Below are 12,466 nucleotides of genomic sequence, written 5' to 3'. Positions count from 1 at the left end.
ACCCATGACGAAAGGCAGGGGCGGGGGCTCGCTGCAGCCCGCACCGGAGCTGTCACGCCGCGAAAACCCGGCGTTGCCCATGCTGGACGCCTGCTTCAGCAAAGTTCCCACGTGGAGGTCCACCATGAACGTCCAATCCGTGATGACGCCCAATCCCGCCTGCTGCATGGCCACCACGCCGCTGCGCGACGTGGCGCGGATGATGCTCGACCACGACTGCGGCCAGATCCCGGTGGTGGACGAGTCGCAGCGACCGATCGGCGTCGTCACCGACCGCGACATCGCCGTCCGCATCGTCGCCGAGGGACGCAACGGCAACGAGGCCACGGCCGCCGACGCCATGAGCATGCCGGTGCGCACGGTCACCACCGAAACCAGCCTGGCCGATTGCGTTTGCCTGATGGAGGCCGACCAGATCCGGCGCGTGCCCGTGGTCGACACCAGCGGCAAGCTCGCCGGCATCGTGTCGATCGCGGACCTGGCCTTGGCCGGCAAGCAGGAAGCGACCGCCGAGGTGGTGAAGGAAGTTTCCGAGCCAGCCCGGCACTGAATTGCACCCGCCGGCTGCCGTGTGGATGGCACGCGACCGCCGCCCTCCGTCGCTCAGGAATGCCGGGCGGCGTTAGCGCGGATCGCTGCCACCAGGTAGGCGGCCAGCCCCGGCGCCCGGCGCTCGTAGAAGTCGCGGAAGCGCGGGTCGGTCTCGTACAGGTCGGCCAGGCCGCACTGCATGGCGTGGCTGCAGGGGTAGTAGCTCCGGTCGATGTGCAGCCGGTGGCGTTCGGCCACGTCCATCGCCTCGGGACTGTCGCCGGCATGGCCGCGGTCGCGCACCGCGAGCAGGTCGTCGATCAGTTGCAGGTGCCGGGCCTGCGCAGATTCCCAGTCGGCGCGCGACTGCCCGCCGATGCGGCGGCGCGATTCCCTCCACGCGTCGGTATGGCCCCAGCGCTGCTCCGCCTCGCGCGCGTACTCGCCGTTCTCGAACTGCTCGAAACCTTCGAAAAGCTTGCCGGTGGTCATGGGTCGTTGCTCCGTCAATGAGTCCAGGGTCGCATCGACCGCATGCAGCACGGCTTCGGTGTGGCGTCGCTGCTGTTCGACCAGGGCGCGCCGCGCCAGCAGCGCCTCGCGCTGCCGCGCGAGCGTCGCGTCGACCAGCTCACCGACTTCGTCCAGCCCGAAGCCCAGTTCGCGGAACAGCAGCACCTGGCGCAGGCGGCGCAGGTCGTCTTCGTCGTACAGCCGGTAACCCGCGGCGCTGCGCTGCGATGGCTTCAGCAGGCCAATGGCGTCGTAGTGGTGCAGCGCGCGCACCGTGAGGTGGGTGAGGGCGGCGACCTGGCTGACGGTGAGATGCTGGCGTTTCATGGGGCTTGCGAGGGGATGCGGCGTGCAGGCTGGGGCCTGACGCCGCGTCAGGGTCAAGCCCGCATCGCGGCGGCCGGCGCCGCGATTCAGCAAGGCGCCAGCACTCCCGTGGGGCGAGGCACGGCAAAAACCAACCTTCGGCCTAGGCAGCGCCTGCGGTTTGCGGCCATGCTGCTGCCTCCACACGCACCTGACAAGGAACCGGGAATGAAACGTGCACTGGCCCTCTCCCTGGCGATGATCCTCGCCGGTCCCGCCTTCGCGGCCGAAACGCTGCGCTACGTCGCCCTCGTCGACAACGGCAAGGAAGCCGGCCACCAGGTCGTCACCACCGGCGACGACGGCGTGACCCATGTCGATTTCGTCTTCAAGGACAACGGCCGCGGGCCCGAGCTCAAGGAGGAGTTCAAGCTCGCGCCCGACGGCACCTTTACCCGCTACCACGTCACCGGCAGCACCACGTTCGGTGCGCCGGTGGACGAATCCTTCGGGCGCGACGGCAACAAGGCGTGGTGGAAGTCCACCTCCGACCAGGGCGAGCAGAGCGTCGAAGGCACCGCGCAGTACTCGCCGCTGGGCGGGACGCCCGCGGGTTTCTCCGTCGCCTTCGCCGCGCTCGCCAAGCGCCCCGACGGCAAGCTGCCGCTGATTCCCAGCGGCACCCTGAGCACGCGCAAGGTCGCCGAGGCCGAGGTCAGCAACGGCAAGGAAAAGCGCAAGGTTCAGCTGGTCGCGATCACCGGCGTCGGGCTGACGCCCACGTTCGCATGGGCGACCGAAGGCGACGCGCCGCGCCTGTTCGCCTTCATCGTGCCGGGCTTCCTGCAACTGATCGAGGAAGGCTGGGCGGGCAACGGCGCTGCCCTGGAAAACCGGCAGAAGCAGGCCGAGAGCGAAACGCTGGTGGCGTTCCAGCAGCGGCTCGCGCACCCGCTCAAGGGCAGCACCCTGATCCGCAACGCGCGGGTGTTCGACAGCGAGCACGCGAAGCTCGGGCCGGCCTCCGACGTGCTGGTGCGCGACGGCCGCATCGTGTCGGTGGGCAAGACCGGCGCGCCCGCCAAGGCCGACAACGTCATCGATGCCGGCGGCCGCGTGCTGCTGCCGGGGCTGTTCGACATGCACGGCCACCTGGGCCGCTGGGACGGCGGGCTGAACATCGCCTCCGGCGTCACCACCGTGCGCGACATGGGCAACGACAACGCCACGCTGCAGCAGATCATCGCCGAGGAGAAGGCGGGCACGCTGCTGTCCACGCGCATCGTGCCGGCCGGCTTCATCGAGGGCGAGAGCCAGATGTCGGCGCGCAACGGCTTCGTGATCAAGAACCTGGACGAGGCGAAGAAGGCCGTCGACTGGTACGCCGAACACGGCTACCCGCAGGTGAAGATCTACAACTCGTTCCCGAAGGCGCTCCTGCGCGACACCGCCGCGTACGCGCACAGCAAGGGCATGCGCGTGAGCGGGCACGTGCCGGCGTTCATGCGTGCGCAGGACGTGGTGGACCAGGGCTACGATGAGATCCAGCACATCAACCAGGTGCTGCTCAACTTCCTGGTCGACGACAAGACCGACACGCGCACGCTGACGCGCTTCTACCTGCCGGCCGAGAAGGTCGCCGACCTGGATTTCGACAGCAAGCCGGTGCAGGACTTCATCGCGATGCTGGCGAAGAAGCAGATCGCGATCGATCCCACCCTGTCCACGTTCGAGTTCATCCGCCAGCGCGCCGGCCAGGTCGCGCAGAGCTATGCGCCAGTCGCCGACCACATGCCCCCGGACATCCAGCGCGGCCTGAAGGTCGCCGAGATGAAGATCCCCGACGATGCGACGGCCGCGCGCTACAACAAGTCGTACCTGAAGATGGTCGAGTTCGTCGGCCGCATGTACAAGGCGGGCGTGCCGATCGTGGCCGGCACCGATGCGATTCCGGGCTTCACCGTGCAGAGCGAGCTGGAGTGGTACGTGCGCGCCGGCCTGACCCCGTCGCAGGTGCTGCAGATCGCGACCTGGAACGGCGCGAAGTACTCCCGCACGCTCAACGACCGCGGTTCGATCACCCCGGGCAAGCTGTCCGACCTGGTGCTGGTGGACGGCGATCCCACGGCCGACATCTCGGACATCCGCAAGGTGGCCCTGGTCGTGAAGGGCGACACGGCGTACTACCCGAGCGAGATCTTCGACGCCATGGGCATCAAGCCCTTCGCCTCGCCGGTCAAGGTCGGCGCCGGCCATTGACCGCCCCGCGTGGCGCCCGCCGCCGGGCGGGCGCCACGCCATCGCATACTTCGCGGTACGGGGGCTTTAACCATGCGGTAACATTCGCCGGCCTGAACGAAGCGACAGGCGGGAGCGGTCCCGCGCCGACCATCACGGGATGGTCCAGTCCGCCGCCGACTGTGCCCAGACGCAGCGGCATCCTCGAATCCGGTGGCCTGCGGCCACCTTTCCTGTGAGACCGACCATGTCATCCAAGCCGCTGCACGCTCGCCAGCTGTCCCGCCATGCGCTGGCCACCGCCATCGCCCTGCTGCTGCCCGCGCATGCGGTGCTCGCCCAGGACGACACCACCACAGCCGCGCAGAAAGCCACCACCCTGGACACCGTGCAGGTCACCGCCCAGCGCAAGGTCGAGAACATCCAGGACGTGCCGGTGTCCGTCAGCACGGTCAGCGGCGAGAAGCTCGATGCCCTGGCCTCCGGCGGTACCGACGTGCGCTTCCTCTCGGGACGCGTGCCCAGCCTGAACATCGAGTCGTCGTTCGGCCGCGCGTTCCCGCGCTTCTACATCCGCGGCTACGGCAACACCGACTTCCGCCTCAACACCTCGCAGCCGGTGTCGCTGGTCTATGACGACGTCGTGCAGGAGAACCCGATCCTGAAGGGCTTCCCGGTGTTCGACGTCGACCAGGTCGAAGTGCTGCGCGGTCCCCAGGGTTCCCTGTTCGGCCGCAACAGTCCGGCGGGCGTGGTCAAGTTCGAGTCCGTGCGTCCGTCGCAGGACCTCAGTGGTTACGGCAAGGTCGGCTACGGCAGCGACAACATGTGGAACTTCGAAGGCGCGGTCGGTGGCGGCCTGACCGAGAACTGGTCGGCGCGCGCGTCGGCGCTGTTCCAGCGTCGCGACGACTGGGTAAAGAACACCTTCCCGGGCCCGAACGACGGCTTCGAGGGCTACGACGAATCCGCGGCCCGCGTGCAGTTCCTGTATGAAGGCGACGGTTTCGAGGCACTGCTGGGTGCGCACGCGCGCCATCTCAACGGCACGGCCCGCCTGTTCCGCGCCAACATCATCAAGCCCGGCACCAACGACCTGGCCGACGGCTTCGACGAAGATGAAGTCTCGCTCGACGGCTACAACCATTCCGAGCTCGACAGCAAGGGCGCCAGCGCGCGCCTGAGCTGGGACCTGGGCTCGTACAAGCTGCATTCGATCACCGGCTACGAGTCGGTGGAGACCTACAGCCGCGGCGACATCGATGGCGGCTTCGGCGCGGCGTTCCTCGGCCCGGGCAACTCCGGTCCCGGCGTGATCCCGTTCGCATCGGAAACGGCCGACGGCATTCCCGAGCACTCGCAGTGGACGCAGGAATTCCGCATCGAGTCGAATACGGGCACGGCGTTCGACTGGCAGGCGGGCCTGTTCTATTTCAAGGAAGACTACGACGTCGAGAGCTTCAGCTACGACTCGTTGAACGGCGGCGCGCAGGACGGCTACGAACGCATCAACCAGACCAACGACTCGTGGGCGGTGTTCGGTGCGGCCACGTGGAAGGTCACGCCGGCATTCGAGTTGCGCGCGGGCGCGCGCTACACCGTGGACAAGAAGGACCTGACCGTCGAGGCGTACACGAACAGCGGCTTCGTCCCGTGCGTGCTGCAGGGCAAGTGCACGCTGGCGCAGCTGGCCGCCCAGGAGCCCGACGGCGACCTGTCGGCCCATCCGGAAGACAAGAAGTTCAGTTGGGACCTGTCGGCCACCTACGCCATCAACGACGACATGAAGCTCTACGCCCGCGCCGCCACCGGCTATCGCGGCAGCAGCGTCCAGGCGGCCGGTGCGTTCAATGGAAAGTCGGTCGCGGACCCGGAAACTTCGACCTCGATCGAGGCGGGCATCAAGGCCGACTTCTGGGACAAGCGCGCCCGCCTCAACGCCGGCGTCTTCTATTACCAGGTCAAGGACCAGCAGCTGACCGCGGTGGGCGGGTCCTCCGGCAACGCCAACATCCTGCTCAATGCCGACAAGACCGTCGGCAAGGGCTTCGAGATGGACTTCCAGGCGTACCTGACCGACCACCTGCTGGTGACCCTGGGCAGCAGCTACAACGACACCGAGATCCAGGACGCCAACCTCAACGTCTTCGGCTGCGCCGCTTGCACGGTCACGGACGACCCGGTGCTCGACCCCGTCACCCAGTTGCCGACTGGCCGCTACCTGATCGACGGCAACCCGCTGCCGCAGTCGCCCAAGTGGACCCACAACCTGACCGCGCGCTGGGGCATGCCGGTCGGCAATGACGGCGAGTTCTATGTGTTCACCGACTGGGCCTACCGCAGCGAAGTGAATTTCTTCCTGTACGAGTCGAGGGAATTCACCGGCCAGTCGCTGGTCGAGGGCGGCCTGCGCATCGGTTACAACTGGGGCGCCGGCAGGTATGACCTCGCGGTGTTCGGACGCAACATCACCGACGAGGTGAAGGTGACCGGCGGCATCGACTTCAACAACCTGACCGGCTTCATCAACGAGCCGCGCACGGTAGGCGTGGAGTTCAAGGCTGCGTTCTGAGTCACGCGAACACGATGCACGACGAAACGCCGGGCCCGTCCCGGCGTTTCTTTTTTTCCTTCGCGCGCCGGGGGTATGCTGGCGAACACCCCATTCCGGAAGCCGCCATGACGACCGCCTACGACTTCGACGCCAGCGACATCGACGGCCAGGCGCGATCGCTCGCCGACTACCGCGGCAAGGTGCTGCTGATCGTCAACGTCGCCTCGCAGTGCGGCTTCACCCCGCAGTACACGGGGCTGGAAAAGCTGTGGCGCGACTACGCCGACCGCGGCCTGGTGGTGATGGGCTTTCCCTGCGACCAGTTCGGCCACCAGGAACCGGGCGACGAGGCCGAAATCAAGAATTTCTGCTCGCTCAACTACGACGTCACGTTCCCGATGTTCGCCAAGGTCGACGTCAACGGCGACAAGGCGCATCCGCTGTGGAAGTGGCTGAAGGACGAGAAGGGCGGGTTCCTTGGCATCGATGCGATCAAATGGAACTTCAGCAAATTCCTGGTTGGTCGCGATGGCACGGTGCTCAAGCGCTACGCGCCCACCGACAAGCCCGAGTCCATCGCCAAGGACATCGAGAAGGCCCTTGGGTGACGCCATGGCGGCGCCGGGACCGAGCGTTCCGCTGCAGGTCGGATTCAACCGCCGGCCATCGCTCCTGCGCGTGCACGTGACTGGTGCGAGCACGCTGGACAACACGTTGGCCTACTGGCAGGCGATCGTCGCGGAGGTCGCCCGCGCGCCGACCGACGCAATCCTGGTGGTCGACCAGCTGGCCGGGGTGCCGTTGACCCAGGGCGAGTGGCTCAGCCTGGTGCGGCACATGGCGGGACACGGGCTGGAGCGCGTCCGCATCGCCCACGTCCGGCCCGCGGGGCTGCAAGAGATGGAGTACTGCGAGATCTTCGCCCGCGACGCCGGATTCCATGCCCGCGTCTTCGACGATGAACGCGCGGCAGAGCTGTGGTTGCGCTACGGCGAACCCTTGGGCGACTGAGGGAAGGGTTAACCCGCCGGAGGGGGGCTGGCCCGCAGCCGCTTGCGCGTCGGCGCCGCGGCGGGGGGTACACTGCCCCGCTATGGCCACGCTAGCCCCGGATATCGGGCAGGGCGGCGGAGCCGGCGCAAAGAGGGCAGGGATGGCACCGACGGCCGACTTCGTGTCCGCGCTGTTCGCAGCTTCCAGCCTCGAGGAAATCGCGGCTGTGGCGGAGCGTCGGGTGGAAGCCGCGTTCGGCGCGCGCGATGCCCGCCTGTACCGCGCCCCAGCCCCGGCGCATGCAGTCCCCCGGATGTCCGCTTCCGAGGCGTTGCGCCACGCGTCGCACGAGCGCGATGGCGAGCTGCCGGCGCCAGGCTGGCGGCGCGTCGTGGTCGATCTGGACGTCCGCGATGCCGAACACCCCCTGTGGCTGGCCGCCAACTGGCCCGCGTCCCACTGCCTGCCGGAACTCGGCGATGCTGCCTGGAACGAGTTCGCCAGCGTCCTCAAGGCGCGCCTGGACGCCGCCCTGGAGTTAGCCGAACAACGCCTCGCCGCGCAGCGCCTGGAGAAGAACGCCAAGCTGCAGACGGCCCTCTTCGCCATCGCCGACCTCGCCAGCAGCCAGCTGGACATGCCCGAGATGCTGGCGCGGGTGCACGGCGTCGTGGGCGAGCTGATGTACGCGAAGAACTTCTACATCGCGCTCTACGACCAGGCGCGGGACAGCGTGCGCTTCATCTATTTCGCCGACGAGCACGACTCGATGGTGATCGACCCGAGGGAGGAAATCCCCGCGTCGGAAATGCGCAGCAGCCTGACCCTGTCGATCATCCGCAATGGCCGGCCGGCCATGGGGCCTTCGCGCTCGCTGCTCGTGGAGTTCGGCCTCGACTATCCCGACGACACGGACAAGTACGGCCCAGACAGCGCCGACTGGCTCGGCGTGCCGATGGTCTCCGATGGCGCCGTGCGCGGCGCGGTGGTCGTGCAGAGCTACGACGAGCGTTCGCGCTATACGGAGGAGGACCGCGCGCTGCTGGCGTTCGTCGCCCAGCACATCCTCACCGCGCTGATGCGCAAGCAGGCGCACGAGGAGCTGGAGCGCCGGGTGGAGGAGCGCACGCGCGAGCTGACCAAGGAGGTGCGTGAGCGCCAGCGCGGCGAGAAGCTGCAGACCGCGCTGTACAGCATCGCCGACCTCGCCAGCAGCGAGCTCGACATGAGCGAGATGCTCCACCGCATCCACGCGATCGTCGGCGAGCTGATGTACGCGAAGAACTTCTACATCGCCCTGTACAACGCCGAGCAGGACACGCTGCGGTTCCCGTATCGCGCCGACGAGATGGATCCGGGGCTGGTGCAGCCCGACGAGGAAATCCCGGTGGAGAAGCTGCGCAGCAGCCTGACCCTGGGCCTGATCCGGCACGGCCGCACCGCGATGGGGCCAGCCCGCGAAGTGGCGAAACTGCTCGACGTGCCGGGCGGCATCGGCCTGGGCACGCCCGCGGCCGACTTCCTCGGCGTGCCCATGGTCGGGCAGGGCGAGGTGCGCGGCGTCGTGGTGGTGCAGAGCTACGACACCTCGGTGCATTACACCGAGGAGGACCGTGCACTGCTCTCCTACGTCGCCCAGCACATCCTCACCGCGCTGGCGCGCAAGAAGGTGCAGGGCGAGCTGGAGCGACGGGTCGAGGACCGCACCCGTGAGCTCGCCGCCGCCGTGAGCGAGCTGCGCGAGCAGATCGAGGTGCGCGAACGCGCCGAGCAGCAGCTGGTGCACGAGACCCTGCACGATTCGCTGACCGGGCTGCCCAACCGCACCTTCCTGTACGGGGCGATCGAGCGCGCGCTCGCACGGCTGCAGCGCGATCCGGAGCATCGCTTCGCGGTGCTGTTCCTCGACCTGGACCGTTTCAAGATCATCAACGACAGCGTCGGCCACCTGTCCGGCGACCAGATGCTGCGCCAGGCCAGCGAACGCCTGGCCGCGTGCGTGCGCGAGTCCGACGTCGTGGCGCGCCTGGGCGGCGACGAGTTCGCGCTGCTGATGGAGGACGTGCAACTGCCGGAAGACGCCTGCCACACCGCGCAGCGGGTGATCCAGGCCTTGAGCGAGCCGATGTACATCGGCGGCAAGGAGCTCTTCACCTCGGCCAGCATCGGCATCACCCTGGGCAGCCCGCGCTACCACAAGGCCGAGGAACTGCTGCGCGACGCCGACGTCGCCATGTACCGCGCCAAGGCGCACGGCCGCCAGCGCTTCGAGATCTTCGACGAACGCCTGCACCAGGAGGCGTTGCAACTGCTCGACCTGGAAGTCGACCTGCGCCGCGCGATCCTGCGCGACGAGTTCGAGCCGCACTACCAGCCGATCGTCGACCTGCGCACCGGCAAGGTCGCCGGCTACGAGGCGCTGTTGCGCTGGCGCCGCCCGGGCAGTCCGCTGATGCTTCCGGGCGAGTTCCTCAAGGTCGCCGAGGACAGCGGCAGCGTCGAGCAGATCGACTGGCGCCTGTTCGAGCACGCCTGCCGCGAGATCGACTCGCTGGTCGACGATAACGGCTACGTCACCATCAATGTCTCGCCGCGCCATTTCCGTTCGCCCGCGCTCGCAAGGCAGCTGCTGGACCTGCTCGCCGCCTACCAGGTGCCGCCGCAGCGGTTGCGCGTGGAGGTCACCGAGGGCGCGCTGCTGGAGAACCCCGACCAGGTCTTCGCCACCCTCGATGCATTGCGCCGCGGCGGCGTGCTGGCGGCATTGGACGATTTCGGCACCGGATACTCCTCGCTGAGCTACCTGCACCGCTTCCCGCTGCATGCGCTGAAGATCGACCGCTCCTTCGTCAGCGCGCTGGTGCCCGGCGAACGCGGCGGCAGCGTGGCGGTGGTGCGCGCGGTGCTTGCCCTGGCCAACACGCTGGGCATGGAAGTGATCGCCGAAGGCATCGAGACCGAAGCCCAGCGCGATTGCCTGCTGTCGATCGGCTGCGAGCAGGGACAGGGCTTCCTGTTCTCGCGCGCGCGGCCCGCCACCGACTGGGTCGCGCGCGCGGCGTCGTTGCCGCACTAGGCCGGCCTTGACGGTTAGGCGGCGGCCATCTCCGGCTGCATCGCGGCCGCTCGCACCACCGGCTTCAACCCGAAGCACGGCCGCAGCCAGCGCACGCGGCGGATCACCAACTCGTGCAGCGCCCAGCAGGCGACGACCGTGCCGCCAATGAGCAGCAGCGGTTCCGCCACCGGACCCAGGTGCAGCGGCAGCAACCAGTAGCCGATCAGCAGGATCACGCTCTGGTGCAGCACGTACCACGGATACACCGCCTCGTTTGCCCATGGCAGCCAGCGGAACGGACGGTCCAGGCAGGCCTTGGCCCAGCCGAGGATCGCGCACAGCGCCATCCAGATGTACAGGTTGCGTAGCGTGCGGCCGACCACCAGCACCCATTCCGGCAGGTCGTCGGGCAGGCCGAACACCATCGCGAGATAGGCCGTCACCAGCGCCAGCGCGGCGGCGAGTGCGTGCCGGCGCAGGCGCACCAGCTCGTCCCACACCCCGGCGCTGCCGCCCAGCCACCAGCCGTAGAGGAAGACGGTGAAATAGATCGCGTGGCGGTACCAGTCGTGGATCAGGTCGCCGGTGTCCTCGAACAGCGGTTGCAGAACCAGGGTGAACAGCAGCAGCGGCAGGGCCGGCAGCACCAGCAGCCAGCCACCGCGCAGGCGGGCGAACGGGTTCGGCAGCCGGCGCAGCAGCGGCAGCAGCGCTGCGAACACCATCGTGTAGCACCACAGGTAAACCAGGTACCACAGGTGGTTCCAGGTGAAGCCGTGCTCCCAGCCGTCGAAGGCGTCCGCAGGCCACTGCCGCCCGCCGAAGTAGTCGCCCAGGAAGTGCAGGTAGCCCGGCTCGACCGCGCCATTGGCGATGCCCTGCACGTACGGCTGCACGGGCACCACCACCAGGCAGCCGAACACCAGCGGTAGCAGCAGCCGCCAGCTGCGCTGGGCGATGAAGCGCCCGGCCGACGTGCCGCGCAACAGGAAGTGCACCGACAGGCCCGAGATCAGGAAGATCAGGTCCATCCGCCAGCGGTTCACGACCAGCATCGGCAGCTGCAGCCACTCGGCGAGGTGGGTGCTCTTGAGGTGCCAGCCCCAGTCCTCGCCGGCGACGTAGAACATGCCGCAGTGGTAGAGGATGAGCAGGGCGAAGGCGAGGGCGCGCAGGGCGTCGATGTCGTGACGGCGCTGTTGCATGGGGGGCTCCGTGGCGGGAATGGCGCCACGATCGATCGGGCATCCGGCCCGCACCACCGGCAAGTGATTGGTCGAGCGGCCCAGGGGACGAACCGCGGAGCTCCGGGACGAGCCGGGGCGGTTTTCGCGCCTGCCTGGGCGAGAATGCGGCGATGAATCCGACCACGTCCGCTGCAGCCCCTTCCACCGACAACCTCTGGGAGCGCTACCAGCCCTGGCGCCGGACGATGGAGTGGGGCTTCTGGATCGTCAGCTACGTGATTGGCGCGCTGTCCAACAGCGTGACCGTGCTGATGGACGTTCGTCGCCTGCACCTGGACTTCGCCAGCTGGGAGCCGGCGGTGTGGGAATGGAGCAGCCACCTGGTCTCGCTGGCGCTGGTGCCGGCCGTGCTGTGGTTCACCCGCCGCTTCCCGCTGCACTTCGATACCTGGCGCCGCAACCTGCCGTGGCTGGCGCTGGGCAGCGTGGCGTGGTCGGCGTTGCACGTGGGCGGCATGGTGGCGCTGCGCAAGCTGGCCTACGCCGCCCAGGGCGGCCAGTACGACTTCAGCCCGTGGCTGACCGAGTTCTTCTACGAATACCTGAAGGACGCGCGCCACTTCGCCGGGCTGGTCGTGTTCATCGAGCTCTACCGCCTGCTGGTCCGCCGCCTGCAGGGCGAGGCCAGCGTGCTGGCCGCGCCGGACGACGCGCCGCTGCCGGAGCAGCCCGAACGCCCGGAGCGCTTCCTCGTGCGCAAGCTGGGCAAGGAGTTCCTGGTCGCCGCCGCCGAGGTGGAATGGCTGCAGGCCTCCGGCAACTACGTGAACCTGCACGTGCGCGGCCGCGACTATCCGCTGCGCACCACGATGGCCGCGATCGAGGCGCAGCTGGATCCGGCGCGCTTCGTGCGCGTGCATCGCAGCTTCATCGTCAACCTGGATTGCGTGGGCGAGATCGAGCCGCTGGATACCGGCGACGCGCGCATCGCGATGCGCGATGGCACGACGGTGCCGTGCAGCCGGACCTATCGCGATGCGTTGCGGCCCGAACGCCGCGCGGCGTAGCGGGCGTTCCGCCCGGAGC

The 12,466-nt window shown here is 68.3% G+C and carries 9 protein-coding genes; 7 read left to right on the top strand and 2 right to left on the bottom strand.

What is annotated here, in order from left to right; all coding sequences use genetic code 11:
• Positions 1-124: 124 nt before the first annotated feature.
• Entirely contained in the window at positions 125-550 is a 426-nt protein-coding gene (locus BP05_RS09490) for a CBS domain-containing protein (RefSeq protein ID WP_496362781.1), read from the top strand.
• A 53-nt stretch (positions 551-603) separates the two neighbouring features.
• Here the strand turns inward: BP05_RS09490 and BP05_RS09485 are convergent, their stop codons facing one another.
• The gene (locus tag BP05_RS09485; RefSeq protein WP_496362779.1) at positions 604-1,371 is read right to left on the bottom strand and encodes a MerR family transcriptional regulator; all 768 of its coding nucleotides are present in this window, start codon (positions 1,369-1,371) and stop codon (positions 604-606) included.
• Between the two features lie 207 nt (positions 1,372-1,578).
• Between BP05_RS09485 and BP05_RS09480 the strand changes: the two genes are divergently transcribed.
• The 5 genes from BP05_RS09480 to BP05_RS09460 all read left to right on the top strand — a co-directional run bounded on the left by BP05_RS09480 (position 1,579) and on the right by BP05_RS09460 (position 10,211).
• Entirely contained in the window at positions 1,579-3,609 is a 2,031-nt protein-coding gene (locus BP05_RS09480; RefSeq protein ID WP_496362777.1) for an amidohydrolase family protein, read from the top strand.
• 226 nt (positions 3,610-3,835) lie between these two features.
• Positions 3,836-6,160, top strand: coding sequence for a TonB-dependent receptor (locus BP05_RS09475; protein ID WP_496362775.1), 2,325 nt, complete (start codon positions 3,836-3,838; stop codon positions 6,158-6,160).
• Positions 6,161-6,267: 107 nt separating this feature from the next.
• On the top strand, positions 6,268-6,750 hold the full coding sequence (locus BP05_RS09470; RefSeq protein WP_496362773.1) for a glutathione peroxidase: 483 nt from the start codon (positions 6,268-6,270) through the stop codon (positions 6,748-6,750).
• A complete protein-coding gene (locus tag BP05_RS09465) occupies positions 6,743-7,153 on the top strand; it encodes a hypothetical protein (RefSeq protein WP_496362771.1) in 411 nt (136 codons plus the stop codon). Before BP05_RS09470 ends, BP05_RS09465 begins: the two co-directional genes overlap by 8 nt.
• 142 nt (positions 7,154-7,295) lie before the next feature.
• Complete coding sequence (locus BP05_RS09460; protein WP_496362769.1) at positions 7,296-10,211, top strand: bifunctional diguanylate cyclase/phosphodiesterase; 2,916 nt, start codon at positions 7,296-7,298, stop codon at positions 10,209-10,211.
• Positions 10,212-10,225: 14 nt separating this feature from the next.
• Here BP05_RS09460 and BP05_RS09455 read toward each other — a convergent pair whose 3' ends face one another.
• A complete protein-coding gene (locus tag BP05_RS09455; protein WP_496362767.1) occupies positions 10,226-11,398 on the bottom strand; it encodes an acyltransferase family protein in 1,173 nt (390 codons plus the stop codon).
• Between the two features lie 152 nt (positions 11,399-11,550).
• Between BP05_RS09455 and BP05_RS09450 the strand changes: the two genes are divergently transcribed.
• The gene (locus tag BP05_RS09450) at positions 11,551-12,447 is read left to right on the top strand and encodes a LytTR family DNA-binding domain-containing protein (protein ID WP_496362765.1); all 897 of its coding nucleotides are present in this window, start codon (positions 11,551-11,553) and stop codon (positions 12,445-12,447) included.
• The last annotated feature ends 19 nt before the right edge of the window (positions 12,448-12,466 follow it).

The sequence above is a fragment of the Lysobacter oryzae DSM 21044 genome (assembly GCF_059568595.1).
The sequence above is the reverse complement of the archived record's forward strand: the minus strand, read 5'-3'. Positions and strand labels throughout refer to the sequence as shown.

Excerpts from the sequence above, each read along its gene's own strand:
- BP05_RS09490 (WP_496362781.1), top strand. The coding sequence starts at position 125 with ATGAACGTCCAATCCGTGATGACGCCCAATCCCGCCTGCTGCATGGCC.
- BP05_RS09485 (WP_496362779.1), bottom strand. The coding sequence starts at position 1,371 with ATGAAACGCCAGCATCTCACCGTCAGCCAGGTCGCCGCCCTCACCCAC.
- BP05_RS09480 (WP_496362777.1), top strand. The coding sequence starts at position 1,579 with ATGAAACGTGCACTGGCCCTCTCCCTGGCGATGATCCTCGCCGGTCCC.
- BP05_RS09475 (WP_496362775.1), top strand. The coding sequence starts at position 3,836 with ATGTCATCCAAGCCGCTGCACGCTCGCCAGCTGTCCCGCCATGCGCTG.
- BP05_RS09470 (WP_496362773.1), top strand. The coding sequence starts at position 6,268 with ATGACGACCGCCTACGACTTCGACGCCAGCGACATCGACGGCCAGGCG.
- BP05_RS09460 (WP_496362769.1), top strand. The coding sequence starts at position 7,296 with ATGGCACCGACGGCCGACTTCGTGTCCGCGCTGTTCGCAGCTTCCAGC.
- BP05_RS09455 (WP_496362767.1), bottom strand. The coding sequence starts at position 11,398 with ATGCAACAGCGCCGTCACGACATCGACGCCCTGCGCGCCCTCGCCTTC.
- BP05_RS09450 (WP_496362765.1), top strand. The coding sequence starts at position 11,551 with ATGAATCCGACCACGTCCGCTGCAGCCCCTTCCACCGACAACCTCTGG.